The sequence below is a fragment of the Lysinibacillus sphaericus genome, assembly GCF_001629735.1.
Lineage (GTDB): Bacteria > Bacillota > Bacilli > Bacillales_A > Planococcaceae > Lysinibacillus > Lysinibacillus pinottii.
The window spans coordinates 3,909,602-3,928,649 of record NZ_CP015224.1; the positions used below are offsets into that span (position 1 = coordinate 3,909,602).

The 19,048-nt window shown below is 37.7% G+C and carries 21 protein-coding genes and 3 tRNA genes; 20 read left to right on the top strand and 4 right to left on the bottom strand.

Features of this window, described 5'->3' with window-relative positions:
* The first annotated feature begins 102 nt into the window (after positions 1-102).
* The 20 genes from veg to A2J09_RS19320 all read left to right on the top strand — a co-directional run bounded on the left by veg (position 103) and on the right by A2J09_RS19320 (position 18,066).
* Positions 103-363: a biofilm formation stimulator Veg gene (gene veg, locus A2J09_RS19225; protein WP_004229199.1), complete on the top strand. Its 261-nt coding sequence runs from the start codon at positions 103-105 to the stop codon at positions 361-363.
* Between the two features lie 115 nt (positions 364-478).
* On the top strand, positions 479-658 hold the full coding sequence (locus A2J09_RS19230; RefSeq protein WP_025116349.1) for a small, acid-soluble spore protein, alpha/beta type: 180 nt from the start codon (positions 479-481) through the stop codon (positions 656-658).
* Positions 659-877: 219 nt separating this feature from the next.
* Positions 878-1,744, top strand: coding sequence for a 4-(cytidine 5'-diphospho)-2-C-methyl-D-erythritol kinase (gene ispE / locus A2J09_RS19235; RefSeq protein ID WP_031416102.1), 867 nt, complete (start codon positions 878-880; stop codon positions 1,742-1,744).
* Positions 1,745-1,800: 56 nt separating this feature from the next.
* A complete protein-coding gene (purR, locus tag A2J09_RS19240; protein WP_012291877.1) occupies positions 1,801-2,634 on the top strand; it encodes a pur operon repressor in 834 nt (277 codons plus the stop codon).
* Positions 2,631-3,005, top strand: a complete 375-nt coding sequence (locus tag A2J09_RS19245) for a RidA family protein (RefSeq protein ID WP_012291878.1) — start codon at positions 2,631-2,633, stop codon at positions 3,003-3,005. The genes purR and A2J09_RS19245 overlap by 4 nt, the downstream gene beginning before the upstream one ends.
* A gap of 224 nt (positions 3,006-3,229) precedes the next feature.
* Complete coding sequence (spoVG, locus tag A2J09_RS19250; RefSeq protein WP_031416105.1) at positions 3,230-3,532, top strand: septation regulator SpoVG; 303 nt, start codon at positions 3,230-3,232, stop codon at positions 3,530-3,532.
* A 270-nt stretch (positions 3,533-3,802) separates the two neighbouring features.
* The gene (glmU, locus tag A2J09_RS19255; protein WP_031416107.1) at positions 3,803-5,173 is read left to right on the top strand and encodes a bifunctional UDP-N-acetylglucosamine diphosphorylase/glucosamine-1-phosphate N-acetyltransferase GlmU; all 1,371 of its coding nucleotides are present in this window, start codon (positions 3,803-3,805) and stop codon (positions 5,171-5,173) included.
* A 24-nt stretch (positions 5,174-5,197) separates the two neighbouring features.
* Entirely contained in the window at positions 5,198-6,157 is a 960-nt protein-coding gene (locus tag A2J09_RS19260; protein WP_012291882.1) for a ribose-phosphate diphosphokinase, read from the top strand.
* Positions 6,158-6,420: 263 nt separating this feature from the next.
* Positions 6,421-7,017 (top strand): 50S ribosomal protein L25/general stress protein Ctc, encoded by a 597-nt coding sequence (locus A2J09_RS19265; protein WP_012291883.1) that lies wholly within the window; start codon positions 6,421-6,423, stop codon positions 7,015-7,017.
* A gap of 152 nt (positions 7,018-7,169) precedes the next feature.
* Positions 7,170-7,730, top strand: a complete 561-nt coding sequence (gene pth, locus A2J09_RS19270) for an aminoacyl-tRNA hydrolase (RefSeq protein WP_031416108.1) — start codon at positions 7,170-7,172, stop codon at positions 7,728-7,730.
* A gap of 203 nt (positions 7,731-7,933) precedes the next feature.
* Positions 7,934-8,161, top strand: coding sequence for an anti-sigma-F factor Fin (locus tag A2J09_RS19275; RefSeq protein WP_008180264.1), 228 nt, complete (start codon positions 7,934-7,936; stop codon positions 8,159-8,161).
* Between the two features lie 142 nt (positions 8,162-8,303).
* The gene (gene mfd, locus A2J09_RS19280) at positions 8,304-11,813 is read left to right on the top strand and encodes a transcription-repair coupling factor (RefSeq protein ID WP_012291885.1); all 3,510 of its coding nucleotides are present in this window, start codon (positions 8,304-8,306) and stop codon (positions 11,811-11,813) included.
* Positions 11,814-12,060: 247 nt separating this feature from the next.
* Entirely contained in the window at positions 12,061-12,597 is a 537-nt protein-coding gene (spoVT, locus tag A2J09_RS19285) for a stage V sporulation protein T (RefSeq protein WP_012291886.1), read from the top strand.
* Positions 12,598-12,756: 159 nt separating this feature from the next.
* On the top strand, positions 12,757-14,379 hold the full coding sequence (locus tag A2J09_RS19290) for a putative polysaccharide biosynthesis protein (RefSeq protein ID WP_012291887.1): 1,623 nt from the start codon (positions 12,757-12,759) through the stop codon (positions 14,377-14,379).
* A 9-nt stretch (positions 14,380-14,388) separates the two neighbouring features.
* The gene (gene mazG, locus A2J09_RS19295) at positions 14,389-15,858 is read left to right on the top strand and encodes a bifunctional methyltransferase/pyrophosphohydrolase YabN (RefSeq protein ID WP_036160352.1); all 1,470 of its coding nucleotides are present in this window, start codon (positions 14,389-14,391) and stop codon (positions 15,856-15,858) included.
* A complete protein-coding gene (locus tag A2J09_RS19300; protein ID WP_008180273.1) occupies positions 15,855-16,145 on the top strand; it encodes an RNA-binding S4 domain-containing protein in 291 nt (96 codons plus the stop codon). Before mazG ends, A2J09_RS19300 begins: the two co-directional genes overlap by 4 nt.
* Before the next feature lie 139 nt (positions 16,146-16,284).
* Entirely contained in the window at positions 16,285-16,584 is a 300-nt protein-coding gene (yabP, locus tag A2J09_RS19305) for a sporulation protein YabP (RefSeq protein ID WP_004229167.1), read from the top strand.
* Positions 16,581-17,072 (top strand): spore cortex biosynthesis protein YabQ, encoded by a 492-nt coding sequence (gene yabQ, locus A2J09_RS19310; protein WP_012291889.1) that lies wholly within the window; start codon positions 16,581-16,583, stop codon positions 17,070-17,072. Before yabP ends, yabQ begins: the two co-directional genes overlap by 4 nt.
* 17 nt (positions 17,073-17,089) lie before the next feature.
* Positions 17,090-17,494, top strand: a complete 405-nt coding sequence (locus A2J09_RS19315) for an FtsB family cell division protein (protein WP_012291890.1) — start codon at positions 17,090-17,092, stop codon at positions 17,492-17,494.
* A 134-nt stretch (positions 17,495-17,628) separates the two neighbouring features.
* Entirely contained in the window at positions 17,629-18,066 is a 438-nt protein-coding gene (locus A2J09_RS19320) for a S1 domain-containing RNA-binding protein (protein WP_008180281.1), read from the top strand.
* Between the two features lie 90 nt (positions 18,067-18,156).
* Here A2J09_RS19320 and A2J09_RS19325 read toward each other — a convergent pair whose 3' ends face one another.
* The 4 genes from A2J09_RS19325 to A2J09_RS19340 all read right to left on the bottom strand — a co-directional run bounded on the left by A2J09_RS19325 (position 18,157) and on the right by A2J09_RS19340 (position 18,790).
* Positions 18,157-18,408: a hypothetical protein gene (locus A2J09_RS19325; RefSeq protein ID WP_012291892.1), complete on the bottom strand. Its 252-nt coding sequence runs from the start codon at positions 18,406-18,408 to the stop codon at positions 18,157-18,159.
* Between the two features lie 144 nt (positions 18,409-18,552).
* Positions 18,553-18,624: transfer RNA gene (locus A2J09_RS19330), tRNA-Glu, on the bottom strand.
* Between the two features lie 5 nt (positions 18,625-18,629).
* Positions 18,630-18,706, bottom strand: a tRNA-Met gene (locus tag A2J09_RS19335).
* Between the two features lie 9 nt (positions 18,707-18,715).
* Positions 18,716-18,790 (bottom strand) — tRNA-Gly (locus A2J09_RS19340).
* Positions 18,791-19,048: the final 258 nt, after the last annotated feature.

The following is a 19,048-nucleotide window of genomic DNA, read 5'->3' on the forward strand; positions in this document are numbered from 1 at the left end:
AAATAAGTTGACAAGATTTATTAGGTGCTGATAAAATATTATATTTTGTTGACATTTTTGGGCGATTCGCTTATACTAGTTATTAGTGAGGTGTAAGCGAAAATGCCAAAAACTTTAGCGGACATTAAAAAGTCGTTGGATTGTCATTTGGGTAAACGTTTGCAATTAAAAGCAAACGGTGGTCGCAAGAAAACGGTTGAGTGTGCAGGGATATTACGTGAGACATATCGCGCCATCTTTGTAGTTGAACTCGATCAAGAAGACAATACGTGCAAGCGCGTATCGTATAGTTACACAGATATTTTAACTGAAGCAGTAGAGATTACATTTTTAGACGAAGCAAAGGCTGCTGTCGCAAAATAGTTTCTAGTACTTATTTCTATATTTTTGAAACACTCATGTATGTTAAAAACTACATGAGTGTTTTGCGTTTTCATGGGGCATACTAATGTGGTCAGTTGTTAAAGGAGGAGTTTATATGCCTAGAAAGGGTATCATGTCACCTCGATTAAAAGAAGAGATCGCAAAAGAACTTGGATTTTATGATGTTGTGCAAAAGGAAGGCTGGGGCGGCATAAAAGCTCGAGATGCTGGTAATATGGTCAAGCGTGCCATTGAAATGGCTGAGCGAGCAAGTAATGAGCAAGAGCGTAAGTAGACTATTTCTAATAAAATAGACGACTTATTAAGTTTCATTCAGCAAGGATGAAAATCCTTACTGACACAACAAATACAGCTGACGAGAGAGAACCGTTACTCTGAACAGGGTAAACGGTTCTTTTTTTCCATTTTCGTAATCTCAGTATGGTAAAATAAAATGAATAAACTTGTGCGAAAAGGAATTGTTTATATGTGTAGCTATAAGGGAGGAAGAAAGATGCTTTATGTAAAGGCGCCTGCAAAAATTAATTTAACATTAGATGTACTTTATAAAAGACCAGATAATTTTCACGAAGTTGAGATGGTTATGACAACTGTCGATTTAGCTGATCGTATCAGTCTTGAATCTCGAGAAGATGGTGTAATCCAAATAATTTCAACGGATAATTTTGTACCGAATGATCATCGTAATTTTGCTTACCAGGCAGCGCGTCTCATTAAAGATACATATGGCATTAAACAAGGTGTATCCATTACTATTGAAAAAGAAATCCCAATCGCTGCTGGGCTTGCCGGTGGTAGTAGTGATGCAGCTGCTACACTAAAGGGTCTTAATGAACTTTGGAATTTAGGGTTATCGATAGATGAATTGGCTGAACTAGGTGCTAAAATCGGTTCAGATGTATCATTTTGTGTCTATGGTGGCACGGCACTTGCCACAGGACGTGGAGAAAAAATAAAGGAAATTCCTGCGCCTCCTAACTGCTGGGTAGTATTAGCAAAACCTAAAATCGGTGTATCCACTGCTGAAGTATATGGAGGTCTTAAGGTTGAAGGACTGGAACATCCTAATACGAAGCAAATGATACAGGCTATTGAAACGAAGGATTATGAGCTGTTATGTTCATCGTTAGGGAATGTTTTGGAAACTGTAACATTTAAGCTACATCCAGAAGTCATCATGTTAAAGGAACAAATGAAACGCTTTGGAGCAGATGCTACATTAATGAGCGGAAGCGGTCCTACTGTATTTGGGCTAGTGGATAGTGAGGCTCGTGTCAGTCGTATTTATAATGGTTTACGTGGTTTTTGTGAAGAAGTTTATGCAGTAAGAATATTGGGAGAGCGAAATACGCTTGCCTAGAAACGCAAATTTGTGTTAATTTTACCTATAAATATTCGTGTTTAGGAGAGGGTCGCATGAAATGGAAACGTAGTGAACGACTAGTTGATATGACGTACTATTTACTAGAACATCCACATCAGCTGATCCCGCTAACTTATTTTTCAGAACTATATCAATCTGCGAAGTCATCCATTAGTGAGGATTTAACGATTGTAAAAGAAACTTTCGAAGAAAAAGGAATCGGGTTATTGATGACAGTGCCGGGCGCTGCAGGAGGAGTGAAATATATTCCTAAAATGTCCGAGGCAGAGGTACGTTCAGTTATTCAGGATTTAAAGGCAGAGCTTGAGCATTCAGATCGCTTATTGCCTGGTGGTTACTTGTTTATGACAGACTTATTAGGGAACCCAGATTTAATTAACCGAGTAGGGAAGGTTTTTGCCTCTGCTTTTGCAGATCAACAGATTGACGTCATAATGACGGTAGCAACTAAGGGAATATCTATAGCACATGCCATTGCAAGACATTTAAATGTGCCAGTAGTTGTTGTGCGAAGAGATAGTAAAGTAACAGAAGGTTCGACAGTAAGTATTAATTATGTGTCTGGTTCTTCCAGAAGAATTCAGACAATGGTATTATCAAAAAGAAGCATGAAGAGTGGGCAACGTGTCTTGATTACCGATGATTTTATGAAAGTCGGCGGTACTATGAATGGCATGAAAAATTTATTAGAAGAGTTTGATTGTCAATTAGCTGGCATTGCAGTGCTGGTTGAGGCGGAGCATGCGGACGAAACGTTAGTAGACGATTACTATTCACTTGTAAAGCTTCATGAAGTGAACGAAAAAGATCGAACAATTGCATTAAGTGAAGGTAACTATTTTTCTAAAAGGGGACATGACAAATGAAAGTAGTAGCAACATCAAATGCACCAGCAGCAATTGGGCCATATTCACAAGGTATTAGTGTGAACGGTATATTTTATAGTTCTGGACAAATTCCATTAACAGCTACAGGTGAATTAGTCGAAGGGGATATTACTGTACAAACAAATCAGGTATTCGCTAATGTAAAAGCAGTATTAGAGGCAGCGGGAACATCTTTAGAAAATGTTGTAAAGACTACAGTGTTTATGAAGGATATGAACGACTTTGTCGCAATGAATGAAGTATATGCAAGTCACTTTGGTGAGCATAAGCCTGCTCGTTCGGCTGTAGAAGTAGCTCGACTTCCAAAGGATGTAAAAGTAGAAATCGAAGTTATTGCTATTGTTAAATAAAGAATAAATTCATGAAGCCCACTATTAAGAGCATTCGTTCTGTTTAGAGGGCTTTTTTTTATTGGTGACAAACAATTGTCAAAAATTCCGTAAATAAGAAAAAATATTATTCTCATAAGTATTCAAATTTTTTAGAAAATTTGATAGACTATAAAAAGGAAAATATTCGGTAATTAAGAATATGGTAATTTTATTTAGGCATCCAAGAGAGAGGTGGTGAGAAAATGGAAGTTACTGATGTGAGATTACGTCGGGTGCAGACGGATGGTCGCATGCGTGCGATTGCTTCCATTACACTTGACAATGAGTTTGTTGTTCACGATATTCGTGTAATTGATGGAAATACTGGGTTGTTTGTAGCCATGCCAAGTAAACGAACGCCAGATGGTGAATTTAGGGATATCGCTCATCCAATTAATTCTGACACTCGTAATAAAATTCAGGAGATTATTTTAAACGCCTATCATAACTCTAGTGAATTAGAAGAAACGGATAAAGAAGAAGAATTAGAGAGTATGGGTGTATAGTTAAAAGGTAATAACTTACTATTTAAGAAGTTATTATAATCTAAAGTTGGTTTTATGGGTAAGAATTTTAAGAACTCTTCAAATTTGAAGAGTTCTTTTTATTTTGATAAAAAGAGAAAACCAGCAGTTTTACGATATACTCCATGACATTCGAGCAGAAGGTGCAGTGGATTTTGGAATTCATCTTTTTGTCAACTCTACATGCCTTGAAAATAGATGAATTATGCTATATAGTCATAAGAGAAAATGAGCGTATTGGAGGACTTACAGATGAGCAATATTTTTGCTGTCATTTTGGCTGCAGGTCAAGGTACACGTATGAAGTCCAAATTATATAAAGTGCTCCATCCAGTTTGTGGGAAACCGATGGTACAACATGTGGTGGATCATATTCAAACGTTAGATGTCAATCGCATTGTAACGGTTGTTGGACATGGTGCAGAAAAAGTGCAACAACAGCTTGGAGATAAAAGTGAGTATGTTCTTCAAGCCGAACAGTTAGGGACAGCACACGCTGTTCAACAAGCTGAGGGAATACTGGGGAATGAAGAAGGAACAACTTTAGTTGTGTGTGGTGATACACCGCTAATTCGCCCCGAAACTATGCAGGCTCTATTTGAGCATCATCAGGCAAAGAAGGCTAAAGCAACAATTTTAACTGCAATTGCGGAAAATCCAACTGGCTATGGACGTATTTTACGTAGCGAGAACGGGCAAGTAGAGCAAATTGTTGAACAAAAGGATGCTTCAGCAGCACAGCAATTAGTAAAAGAAATAAACACGGGCACCTACTGCTTTGATAACAAGTTGCTATTTGAAACTTTGAAATTAGTGAAGAATGACAACGCTCAGGGTGAATACTATTTACCAGATGTTATTGAAATTCTACAAAAGCAAGGTGATATTGTAGAGGCATACGTGACAGATGATTTTGAAGAAACACTTGGTGTCAATGACCGTGTTGCCTTATCACAGGCCGAGACATTAATGCGAGCTAGAATTAATGAAAAGCATATGCGTAATGGTGTGACAATTATCCACCCTGAAACGACATATATTAGCGCGGAAGCTGTTATTGGAAGTGATACTGTCATTCAACCAGGTTGTATGATAGAAGGAGCCACTGTAATCGGAGAAGATTGCAACATTGGCCCAAATACTCAAATTGCAGATAGCCGTATTGGAGATCGTACGACGGTGCATTCTTCTGTTGTACGTGAAAGCGCTATTGCGGAAGATACAGCCATTGGACCATTTGCTCATATTCGACCACTATCAGACATCGGTAGCCATGTGAAAATTGGTAACTTTGTAGAAGTGAAGAAAAGCAAGCTAGGTAATGACACAAAAGTATCGCATTTAAGCTATATTGGTGATGCTGAAATTGGCAGTAACGTCAATGTTGGCTGCGGTTCCATTACAGTTAACTATGATGGGAAAAATAAGTTCAAAACAATTATTGAAGATGATGTATTTGTAGGATGTAATACTAACTTAGTAGCGCCAGTGAAAGTTGGAAAAGGTTCATTTATTGCAGCAGGTTCTACAATTACAAAAGAAGTACCTGAAGATGCACTTGCAATTGCTCGTGCAAGACAAGAAAACAAACCTAATTATGTAAGCAAATTAAATTCAAAATAATTATCAACTAAACAGGAGGCCATCATGCCGTATCATTATGCAAACTCACAATTAAAAATATTTTCTCTAAATTCAAATAACCCACTAGCTCAAGAAATTGCGCAAGAAATGGGTGTAGAATTAGGGAAATCTTCTGTTAAGCACTTCAGCGATGGAGAAGTTCAAATTAGCATTGAAGAAAGTATTCGTGGTTGTGATGTGTTTATCGTGCAGTCAACTTCTGCACCAGTAAACGAACATTTAATGGAGCTTTTAATTATGGTAGATGCAGTTAAACGTGCATCTGCTCGTACAGTAAACGTCGTAATGCCTTATTATGGTTATGCACGCCAAGATCGTAAAGCAAAAGCGCGTGAACCAATTACAGCTAAATTAGTGGCAAACCTACTCGAGACAGCTGGTGCAACACGAGTGATTGTATTAGATTTACATGCACCTCAAATTCAAGGTTTCTTCGATATCTTAATTGACCACTTAATGGCAGTACCATTATTATCTGATTACTTCAAATCTAAAGGTATTCCAGAAGATGAAATCGTTATTGTTTCACCAGACCATGGTGGGGTAACACGTGCTCGTAAAATGGCTGAACGATTAAAAGCACCAATTGCAATTATTGACAAGCGACGTCCAAAACCAAATGTTGCAGAAGTTATGAACATTGTGGGTAATGTTGATGGTAAAGTGGCAATCTTGATTGATGATATTATTGACACTGCAGGTACAATTACGATCGGTGCTGATGCATTACGTGCTGCGGGTGCAAAAGAAGTGTATGCTTGCTGTTCTCACCCTGTACTATCTGGCCCAGCTATCGAACGTATCGAAAACTCTTCTATTAAAGAATTAGTCGTGACAAATACAATTCAGCTTGCGGAAGATAAAAAATCTCCAAAAATTACAGAGCTTTCTGTAGCTAAATTAATGGCTGATGCAATTTCTCGCGTTTACGAAAACAAATCTGTAAGTACTCTATTCGATTAATCATAAAGATATTATATAAAGGGCAAACCTATCTTTTTAGATGGATTTGTCCTTTTTTCTTTATTTAAGCAAAGGAAAGGGTTTATTATGTGTGAATCTCCTAATAAAGGGGTATAATAGTAAATGTGTCTTCATAATATTTACACTACTTTAACTAATAGAGGTAAATATTATTATAGCCTTTAACAAAACAGTCACAAAATGAGGAGTGGCTAATTGTTGATAAGGCGTAAATAATTTTCTTGGAAGGGGAATAAAGAGGTATGAGTACAGTATTAAGTGTTACAAAGCGCGAAACTGGGCATCGTTCGACATTAACCCAACTTAGAAAAGGGGGAGCCATTCCTGCAGTTATTTACGGCTATAAGCTAGATTCAACCCCAATTTCTATTTCTGCAAAAGAATTTAAGAAATCCATTCAAAAAAATGGGCAAAACAGTGTGTTTTCACTAGATTTAGAGGGGAAAAAAGTGAATGTGGTTGTATCAGAAGTACAGCAATGTTCATTAAAAGATGAAGTTAATCATGTAGACTTTTTAGCAATTAATATGGCGGAGGAATTAGAGGTAGATGTGCCAATTAAATTAATTGGTCAGTCAGTTGGAGTGAGTGAAGGCGGTATTTTAATGCAGCCTAACTTAGAATTAAAAGTGAAGGTAAAACCAGCTGAATTACCTGATTCCATTGAAGTTGATATCTCATCATTAAAAGTAGGGGAATCTCTGACAGTGGCAGAGATTCGACATCAAACGCCTGTAGAAATTATTAGTGAAGATGATTATCTATTAGTAACGATTGTAGCTCCTGTTTCGGCAGAGCAAGAAGAAGTTTCAGCGAGTGTAGAAGAAGAGCAAGTGTAAAATAAATTATTTTTCAGGCTAGTAAGAAAGCTAAAACTTTCTTGCTAGCTTTTTTTGTAAGTTTAATGGGATTTAGTAATTGTTCAAAATGCTTTCTAGGCATGTGGTATGGTAAAATAATGACTATTAGATTTGAAAGAAGAGAGGTACTTATGAAAATTATCGTTGGTTTAGGAAATCCGGGTAAACCGTATGAGCATACTAGACATAATATTGGTTTTGATGTGATCGATGCGTTAGCAGAAAAATGGGGGACGCCTTTAACAAATTCAAAATTTAATGGTATGTATACAACTGTTCATCGACCTGAGGGAAAGGTTCTACTTGTTAAGCCTTTAACATATATGAATTTATCAGGGGAATGTGTAGGTCCCTTAATGGATTATTTTGATATTGATGTGGAAGATCTAATTGTTATATACGATGACTTAGATTTGGAAACTGGGAAATTGCGCTTGCGCCAAAAAGGAAGTGCGGGTGGCCACAATGGCATTAAGTCCTTAATTCAACATTTAGGGACACAGGAATTTAATCGAATCCGGGTAGGTATTAGTCGCCCACCTGCTGGCATGAAGGTTGCAGATTATGTATTAGGAAAGTTTTCAAAAGAAGATCAGGTTTCTATGAATGAAGCTATTGAAAAGTCTGTAAATGCTGTAGAAGTATCTCTTTCAAAGCCGTTTCTTGATGTGATGAATCATTTTAACAAGTAAAGTCGCGGAATTTAGTTAAAATATTTGGATATAAAAGTCTAAGTTAAGCTCATGCTTATATGGATAAGTCTTTCCTATAAGCAAAAATTAATTCTCTAATTTTTAAGTTCATACAATGCTGAAGACATCAAGAAAGTGCATAATCCGATTTATAAATGTCTATACTTTAAGTAGAAAGTTGCTTAAAGGAGGATGATTTGGAGATGTCAGTTCGCTATCGATGTCGACATTGTGAAGTAGAAATAGGGACACTACCATTTGATGCAGATGATACAATTCGAAAACTACATATTTTCGAATTGGGAGAAGCCGATGATTATGTTGAGAAAGATCAGCATGGACATACGACTGTGCACTGTATTTGTGAGCAATGTGAGGATTCGCTGAGACAATATCCAGATTATCATGCACTCAATAAATGGATTCAATAATTGGAAGGATGCTTTGACACACTTCATGTGTGTTCAAGGCTTTTTCCATTTCGTAAAATGGCAAATAAATAAAAATATATAAACTAGCACTAGAATACTAGTAATGACAAATGGAATTTTATGCTGAAAGGAGCTTTTGACTGTGGAAGTTTTACGACAGCTTGTGTCGCGGGATAAACATATTACATCATTTTTACAGGATATTCAGAGCGGTCAAACTGCATCGCAGCTGATTACAGGTTTAACTGGAAGCGCACGTCCCGTGATGGTCGATGCGTTATTTGAATATGTAAAGAAGCCGATTTACATTGTTTCTCCTAATCTACTGCAGGCGCAAAGAATGGTGGATGAGCTTGCTGGACTATTAGGTGAAGAAAATGTTCACTATTACCCGGCTGACGAATTTATTGCTGCAGATCTTTCCGTGGCCTCTCCAGAATTACGAGCGGAACGAATCGCAACGCTTGATTGCTTAGCTAGAGGTGAGAAGGCTGTTTATGTAATCCCTGTTGCCGGTTTAAGAAAGATCATGCAGCCGAAGGAACATTGGCTACACTATTTTTTACAAACAACTGTGGGCGATGAAATTGAAGTGGATGCATGGCTACAAACATTAGTTGAAATGGGCTATGTACGTAATTCCATGGTGACTACACCTGGCGAATTTGCCTTACGTGGAGGCATACTTGATATTTATCCACCGTATTTAGCATCACCTATTCGTATTGAATTATTTGACACAGAAGTAGATTCTATAAGAACATTTTCGGCAGATGATCAACGTTCTATTAATAAACTACAAAAAATTCGTATACTTCCTGCCTCTGAGGTTATTCTTACAAAATCAGAAAGACAGACATTGGCAGAACGTTTAGAAAAAGCGTTAGGGGCAAGCCTAAAGAAAGTTAAAAGGCAGGAGACCAAAGAACTCCTTTATCAGCATATTCAGTATGATATTGAATTGCTACAACAAGGGAATCTTCCAGACTATGTCAATAAATATGGATCATTATTATATGATAAATCGGCTTATTTAGGCGACTATTTTGCCCAAGATGGAATTGTTCTGTTTGATGAGCTTGGACGCATCCAAGAAGTTATGGACGCTTGGGAACGTGAAGAAGAGGAATGGTTCTTATCTTTAATTGAAGAAGGGAAAATGGTTCATGATGTTAAACCAGCCTTCACATTAAAGGAAATAGTGGCCATGCTGTCGCAACAAAAGCTTTCCTTTTCATTATTCTCACGTACATTTTCGGGAATAACGTTTAATAAGACCACTAACTTTTCTTGCAAGCCAATGCAACAATTTCACGGTCAAATGGCCTTGTTACAAAGTGAGATTGAACGTTGGTTACTTGGGAAGTTTACAGTACTCATCGTAGCTAGAGATAAAGAGCGTGTGAAGCGTGTTCAGCAAATGCTAGAAGAGTATGATATCCATGCGGCGATAGGTGAGCCTACAGAGCCTGGAATTTATATTGTCGATGGAGCATTGTCAAGTGGTTTCGAATTACCACTCCAACGTATGGCCATTGTAACAGAGGATGAGCTATTTAAGCAGCAGGCAAAGAAAAAAGCACGTACGCAAAAAATGACGAATGCTGAACGTATTAAAAGCTATACGGAAATTAAACCTGGTGATTATGTTGTTCACGTTCACCACGGAATAGGGAAATACATTGGTGTAGAAACGTTAGAGGTAAATGGAACACATAAGGATTACTTGCATATTCGATATCGTGCAGACGATAAATTATATGTACCTGTCGAGCAAATAGACTTAATACAAAAATATGTGGCATCAGAGGATCGTGAACCGAAGCTACATAAATTAGGTGGCGCAGAGTGGAAAAAAGCGAAGGCCAAGGTATCATCTGCTGTACAGGATATTGCAGATGATTTAATTAAGCTTTATGCGAAGCGGGAAGCTGAAAAAGGGCATGCTTTTACACCTGATAATGATGATCAACGTAACTTCGAGGCAATGTTCGCCTATGAAGAAACTGAGGACCAGCTACGTTCTATTGTTGAAGTAAAAAGGGATATGGAGCGTGAGCGTCCTATGGATCGCCTAGTTTGTGGTGACGTAGGCTATGGTAAAACAGAAGTGGCTATCCGTGCAGCATTTAAAGCTATTCAAGATGGCAAACAGGTTGCCTTCCTTGTCCCTACGACCATTTTAGCCCAGCAGCATTATGAAACAATTCGTGAACGCTTCCAGGATTTTGCTATTAATGTGGGATTGCTATCACGCTTCAGGTCTAAGAAAGAGCAAACAGCTACATTAAAAGGGCTAAAAGAAGGGCAAGTCGATATAGTTATTGGAACACACAGAATCTTATCGAAGGATTTAATATTCCAAGACCTTGGTTTGTTAATTGTTGATGAAGAACAACGTTTTGGTGTAACGCATAAAGAAAAAATTAAGCAGTTAAAAACAAATGTCGATGTGTTAACTTTAACAGCAACACCAATTCCGAGAACACTCCATATGTCAATGGTAGGCGTCCGAGATTTGTCTGTTATTGAAACACCACCAGCCAATCGATTCCCAGTTCAAACATACGTGATGGAACATAGCGGGGCACTAGTACGAGAGGCAATCGAAAGAGAGATGGCACGTGGCGGACAAGTGTTTTACTTATATAATCGCGTAGAAGATATGGCTAGAAAAGTTGAGGAAATTCAAGTGCTTGTTCCAGAGGCACGAATAGGTCATGCACATGGGAAAATGTCAGAGACTGAATTAGAGTCAGTCATATTATCCTTTTTAGAAGGCGATTATGATGTACTTGTAACAACGACTATTATTGAGACTGGTGTAGATATTCCTAATGTCAATACTCTAATTGTTCACGATGCTGATCGAATGGGCTTAGCTCAGCTCTATCAATTGCGTGGGCGCGTTGGGCGTTCTAACCGGGTAGCCTATGCCTATTTTATGTACCAGCGTGATAAAGTATTGACAGATGTTGCCGAGCAAAGATTGCAGGCCATTAAAGAATTTACGGAGTTGGGATCAGGCTTTAAAATTGCTATGCGAGACTTATCTATTCGAGGAGCTGGGAACTTACTTGGAGCCCAACAGCATGGCTTTATTGATTCAGTTGGTTTTGATTTATATTCACAGATGCTTCAAGAGGCAATTGCAGAGCGTCAAACAGGTGTGAAAAAAGAAGAAAAACCTGAGATTGAAATTTTATTAAGTGTCGATGCGTATATTCCTGATGTCTATATTCCTGATGGATACCAAAAAATTCAAATGTATAAACGTATTAAAGCAATGGATCAGGTGGAAGAGTATGGTGAAATCATGGAGGAATTAGAAGATCGATTTGGTGATCTTCCAATTGAAACAGAGCGTTTACTACGTGTAGCACGAATGAAAGTATGGGGATTAGGCGCGGGAGTCATCTCTGTAAAAGAGAAGCAGAAGCTTATAACTATATTGTTGTCTGAACAGGGGACGGCAAATGTTGATGGTAGTAAAATTATTGAAGAATCCATGAAATTTGAACGTGCTGTTGGTTTTGGTATGGATGGCATGCAATTAAAACTAACGATTGATGAGCGGAAATGCGGAAAATATCAACCCTTCGACATTTTGGAAGAACTGATGCAAATTATTGATAAAGCAAAGAAGCTATAGTAGATGGCAGTCCTATCTTTTCAAATAAAGATAAGACTGCCTTTATTCGTTACAATTTTAATAAATGTATTATAGAAACTTATTCCTTGGGTACTCTAATAAGGAGTTGATTGATGTAATGCAAATTTTTTTGAAAAAATTAATGGTTGTGAAATCCTTTTTCTTCAGTTTTTGCATAGATTGCTCAAATAAAAACCATACTATAGTTGAATAAAAAATTTTATTGTAGCGAAAGCGAGGCATTAGAATGAAGGCAACAGGAATTGTTCGTCGTATTGATGATTTAGGGCGTGTAGTTATTCCAAAAGAAATTCGTAGGACGCTACGTATTCGTGAAGGCGACCCGCTTGAAATTTATACGGACCGTGAAGGTGAAGTCATATTAAAAAAATATTCTCCGATTAACGATTTAGGAGAATTTGCAAGAGAATATGTTGAAACATTATATGAAACATTAGGAACACCAGCATTTGTCACAGACCGTGATGAAGTGATTGCCGTAGCAGGGATAGGTAAAAAAGAATATATCAATCGTCGTATTACGTCCTTTGCAGAAGGCTTCATGGAGGAGCGCTCTACAAAGATTGAAAAAATGGAGACATCTATTGAAATTGTTCCTGGACAATATGAGCAAGTAAAATCATATTGTGCAACACCTATTATGGTGAATGGTGACCCAATTGGCTGCATTATAGTATTGTCTAAAGTGCATTTTGTTGGTGAGGTAGAAGTAAAAGTAGTGGAAACGGCTGCAAACTTCTTAGCGAAACAAATGAATAGCTGATGCATGTAAAAGTTATTGCGATGACCTTTAAGGCCGAGTAATAACTTTTTTTGCGTACATAAATATAGGCCAATTTAGGAACAGTAGTAGTGCCTGGCGCGTCAAACTTTTAAGATATGCTATACTATTGGCATTGTTAAGAAGGAAAGAGGGCAATTTATGTCGCAACGTTTTGGTATGAAAAGCTACATGAAGGGAGCGGCCTTATTGACAATCGCTGCCCTTATCGTAAAAGTCCTTAGTGCAATTTACCGTGTACCTTTTCAAAATCTAGTTGGTGATGAAGGCTTTTATATTTATCAACAGGTATATCCAGTTATTTCAATTTTCGTTGTTTGGACATCCAGTGGCTTTGCTATAGCCATTTCAAAAATGCTTGCAGATAATGATTGCATAGTTGATACAATAGAACGTAATGAAAAAAGAAGCATGATAATGCGTGTCGTTTTCCGTTATTTGACGGTGCTCTCATTGTTGTTTTTTGCTGTCCTATTTGGGGGGGCTGATAAAATAGCCCAGTTGATGGGTGATACTCAACTAGCACCGTTGATACGTACAGGCTCTCTTGTAGTATTGGTAATGCCGGCACTTGCTATTTTGAAAGGTGGCTTCCAATCTAGAGGGATTATGGAGCCTATTGCTTATGCTCAAGTGGTTGAACAGGCGATTAGGGTAACCGTTATTTTAACAGGAACATTTGTCATTATGACTACTACAAAATCTCTATATGCTGCAGGGAAAATGGCCGTTATTGGTACAGTGGTTGGGGAAATTATCGCATTTGTATTACTTGCCTATATTTTTTCTAAACGCTTTGGTCTATTCCGTGTGCATCTTCGTCTACACAAGGCTAAAAGCTTGCCTATTATGAAAGAAGTTACATGGCTTAGCTTAAGTGTAAGTATGAGTGGCCTATTATTACTTGGCTATCAGTTAGTTGATTCCTTTACAATCTATTCGTTATTAATCGATCATGGTATGGACTCTACAGTTGCTAAAGAAACGAAGGGGATTTATGATCGTGGACAGCCGCTAGTACAATTAGGAGTTGTTATCGCATCCTCTTTATCTCTTGCAATTGTTCCACTTGTTGCTCATCTATCGAAAAAACAAGAAGGTCGAAGTGCCATTCCATTTATCCAATTAACGTACAAAGCTTCTATCTTGTTTGGATGGGCTGCTTCGTTAGGATTAATGCTTGTTATGCCGTATTTAAATGAAATGCTTTTTAAAACCAATGCATTGTCCGAAGTATTAATTGTGTATGTATTCCAAATAGTGCCTTTATCAATTATTCTTACATTTACAGCCATTTTACAAGGCTATGGAAAATTAAAGAAGCCAGCATTATTCTTAATGATAGGATTTGTGTTAAAAATTATATTAAATGTTCGTTTGATAGGCTGGCTTGGTGTATTAGGAGCAGCTATTGCAAATGATATTGGATTATTAGTAACAGCATTCTTGCTTATTGTTTATTTAAAAACAATAACTGGTATTCAATTAGCATCCAAAGAATTTTATAAAAAAGTGGGGCTCGCATCAATAAGTATGGCAGTGGTCGTATTAGTATGGCTACAGCTGGTATCGGCTTTTTTAGGCCATTTACTGTCACCACGTTCAGTGGCTGTGATCGCAGGATTTACAGCTGTAGGCTTGGGGGCGTTTGTTATGCTTACAATGATTGCGAAGAAACGAGTTTTAGTAGAAAAAGAGTGGTATTTACTGCCGTTTGGACGTAGGATGGCTGTTTACCAACTATGGTTAAATTCAAAGAAGTAGGTGGAAATATTGAATACTTTAACTATTATTGGTCTAGGTGCAGGTGATTTTAATCAGTTGCAGATGGGCGTATATAAAAAATTAAAAGCTGCAAAAAAATTATTTGTTCGTACAGTTGATCATCCGGTACTAGAGGAATTAGCGGCAGAAGGTATAACGTTTGAAAGCTTTGACAAAGTATATGAAAAACATGACGCATTCCAGCCAGTGTATGCCGAAATTGCAGAATCACTTATAGCAGCTACCGCAATAGAGGATATTATGTACGCCGTACCAGGTCATCCATTGGTTGCCGAACAAACAGTCCAATTGCTTATAGAAGCAGCGAATGAGGGAACTTTCAATCTTGTTATAGAAGGTGGACAGAGTTTCTTGGATCCTATATTTGGTGCATTGAAAATTGATCCGATTGAAGGTTTTCAATTGCTAGATGGCACTAGCTTTTCCATGCATGACATTAATATGCGTCAGCATATCTTAATTGCCCAAGTGTACGATACATTTAGTGCTTCAGAAGTAAAGCTAACTTTGATGGAGAAATATGATGACGAGTACCCAGTGACAGTAGTGACGGCTGCGGGATCTTCGGAAGAAAAAATTGTTACTGTACCACTCTATGAGCTCGATCAAAGTGTGGAGGTTAATAATTTAACAACAGTCTATGTGCCACCTGTAAATTCACAGGAAGAGGCTTTAAGAGATTGGACAACATTCCGTACGATTATTGCAACATTAAGAGGTCCGAATGGCTGTCCATGGGACCAAAAGCAAACTCATGAGTCCTTAAAAAAATATTTACTCGAAGAAGCACATGAATATTTAGCTGCAGTAGACGCTGAAGACGATTTTGCAATGATTGAGGAACTTGGTGATGTGCTCTTACAGGTGTTTTTACATGCACAAATAGGTGAAGATCAAGGTTACTTTAAGCTTGAAGATGTTTTAGCTTCTATTAGTGAGAAGATGATTCGTCGCCATCCACATGTCTTTGGAGATGTTGCAGTGGAAGATGCTGATGGTGTTGTAGCCAATTGGGAGGCTATAAAGGCTGAAGAAAAGGGTATGACTGATAAACCACTATTAGACGGGGAGTATAGGGCGTCCTCGGCGCTACAGACAGCCTTTAATTATCAAAATAGAGCTGCCAAAGTAGGCTTTGACTGGCCGGATGTAGAAGGTGCATGGGATAAGTTTGCGGAGGAGTGGCAGGAATTTCGCCATGAAGTGACGAATGGCTCTAGTATATCCAGACTTGATGAATTAGGAGACGTATTATTTACATTAGTGAACTTAGCACGTTTCTATAAATTATCTCCAGAAGAGGCAATTCTGCATGCCAATGAAAAGTTTGCTAGACGATTTGGCTATGTGGAAGCTCAAGTAAAGGCAAGTGGAAAATCATTTGCTGACTTTACTTTAGATCAATTAGATAGGTTCTGGAATGAAGCGAAGCAACTAGAAAGGGAGAAAGAACTATGAGATTAGATAAATTTTTAAAAGTTTCACGTTTAATCAAACGTCGTACTTTAGCTAAAGAGGTGGCAGATCAGGGGCGTATCACTATCAATGAGAAGGTAGCGAAAGCAAGCAGTTCAGTAAAAGCTGGAGATGAACTGGCCATCCGATTTGGTCAAAAAATAGTAACAGCACGTGTAGAAGAAATACGTGAGACAGTGAAAAAAGAAGATGCAGCCAAAATGTTTACCATTTTGAAAGAAGAGAGACTAGAAAAAATTGAACCTGAATTTATAGATGATGAAGAATAAATTTTTTTTTTAACCTCCTAATGTTGTTGCTGCTTCCATTTATGGATGAAAGTAATAGACAACTTAAATAAAGTTGTCATGCTTTGATGGTTGTCCGCATAAAGTGAACAGAAGCTAGGACGACTAAAGGAGGAAAAAAATGACGCTACATCAAGAAAGTAATCGTTACACAATTCCATCTGGAGAGCATATTTTAACGATTCGTAATCGTAAAAGAATGGACATGACTTCTGTAAAATCAATTGAACGCTTTGATCAGGAAGAGTTTTTCATTAAGACGTCCCAAGGGCATTTGTTAATCCGTGGAGAGGAACTGCATATCGTTCATTTAGATGTTGACAAAGGATTATTGACACTTGAAGGAACTGTAAAAACTTTACAGTACGACGAGGAGGAAAGTGGCTTCTCGAAGGGTTTCCTTCATAAATTATTTGGATGATTGTTAGTGAACAATTCTTTCAATTAATTGTCATGGTTGTGAGCGGTATAGCAGTTGGTTTCATTATTGATAGCGTAAGGCTTATTGTTTTCTCAACTCCAAAAAGGTCAAGCCTTCGAAAGTGGATGATGGTTTTTGAATTACTGACATGGATTCTACTTGGAGGGCTGACATATTATTTATTATTTTGGCTAAAAGACGGCGCATGGCGGGCATACGACCCGCTAGCGCAAATAGCCGGAATTTTTTTGTATCAATCATTTTTTCAAACTATTTTACGTTTCATAGCTAGAGTTTTGGTGAATATTACATGGAGACCCTTTTGGTTCATTGTGCGCTTCATCGTCTCTGTTATTCGACATATTTTGCAATTTTTATTAAATATAGTGATGATTGTTATAAGACCTTTTGTCAAAATTTATTCGTATTTGTCCTACACTTTTTTAAAAAAGTTACGATATTTGAAGTATAATAAAAAGCAACAATAATTTTCGGAGGTGCGGGCATGACAAGACGTCATTCATCAAATGATGAACAACAGAACTTTACAAAGCTTGATAATGACTATGTCCGTAACACGGATAAAGCTATAAATCGCAAGCAGCAGGCACGAAAACGTAAATTGCGTCGTATCGTCTTTTTTGCGATTGTACCAGTCATTATTATCGCCCTTCTCTTAAATGTGCTATCCAACCAACACGAAACATTAGCAATAAAAGAGAAATCAAAGGAAGAAGCGAAACAGCATCTCTCTGAATTGAAAGAGGAACAGGATTCTTTAAATCTAAAAATCAAACAATTACAGGATGATGAATATATCGCAAAACTATTAAGAAAAGAGTATTACTTGTCTGAAAAAGGTGAGATTATTTTTATAATTCCAGATAAGGAAGATAAAAAAGACGACTGAAAAGCTATGTATTGTTGACACACTTTTTTAGTTATATATAATGAAAAGAGAAGCTTATTGCAGTAAAAAGTTTAATTAAATTGATTACATGGCTCAAAAGAGTCGCTTAATTTTTAAGGAGGAGCATTTTTTTTATGTCAATTGAAGTAGGCAGCAAGGTACAAGGTAAAGTAACAGGAATCACAAATTTTGGAGCATTCGTTGAGCTGCCAGATGGCAAAACAGGCTTAGTTCACATTAGTGAAGTTGCTGACAATTATGTAAAAGATATCAATGAGCATCTAAAAGTTGGAGATGAAGTTGAAGTAAAAGTGATGAATGTTGAAGCGGACGGAAAGATTGGTCTTTCAATCCGTAAAGCAAAGCCTCAAGCTGAGAGACCAGAGCGTCCAGAGCGTCCAGCACGTCCACGTCGCGATAATCGCTCTAACGATCGTAACGACCGCCACCAGCCAAAAGAAAATTTTGAGCAAAAAATGGCACGCTTCTTAAAAGATAGTGATGAACGTCTAGCAACACTTAAACGTGCTACAGAGTCAAAACGCGGAGGTCGCGGAGCTAGAAGAGGGTAGTTTGCTGACTGTTTTAATCGTAGAAAAAGTGTATGATATAGAGTTGGGATTAGCTTTGATAAGAAGCTAATCCCTTTTTAGTGGATTGACCTATAAAGTTGAGGAAGGTCCTTTTTTCTTTTTGATAGGTGTAACTACTTTTTCATCGGCAGGAGCAATGGAAACTTTTTCTGCTGGATGAACAACCATTTTAACAAGCAAAAAGACTCCGTATACACTCACAGCGAGCCCGCAAAGTAGTAACATTATTTGAATAACAAATGGTAAATTAATAAGTATTGAAATAAGAATAATCATTGAGCCACTTCCACAAATTAAAGCAGCTTTAGTTAATGCGCTCAAGGAAAATAAACCTCCTAAAAATACAATCTTATATGTAGTATGCCATATTTTATACTTAGTCACATAGTTAAACCTTGGACACATCGACATTATAGAGTAAAAAATAGGCGTCTCAGAATATCATTCTGAGACGCCTATTTGAGATGACCCCTACGGGATTCGAACCCGTGTTACCGCCGTGAAAGGGCGGTGTCTTAACCACTTGACCAAGGGGCCTATTATGGTGGCGGCCGAGGGGATCGAACCCCCGACCTTACGGGTATGAACCGTACGCTCTAGCCAGCTGAGCTAGGCCGCCAATTTTTGATGGAGCGGAAGACGAGGTTCGAACTCGCGACCCCCACCTTGGCAAGGTGGTGTTCTACCACTGAACTACTTCCGCATGTCGTTTAAGCAACAAGTTAAATAATACAAGCCATTGGCGCTAGTGTCAAGAAAATTAATAAAAAAATATCAAAAAATATAATTTGCAATAAAATTGGTTAAACAATATAAGACAGAGTCAGCTATATATAGCTGTTTTAGCGGATTTTTTGTTCTTAAGTAGAATTGTATCGCCGTCATTGGGAGAAAGTAGATAGCACGCCTATTTAAGAAGGTTTTATTTAAAAGGTCGATGAAATCTGTTGTATTGTCAGGG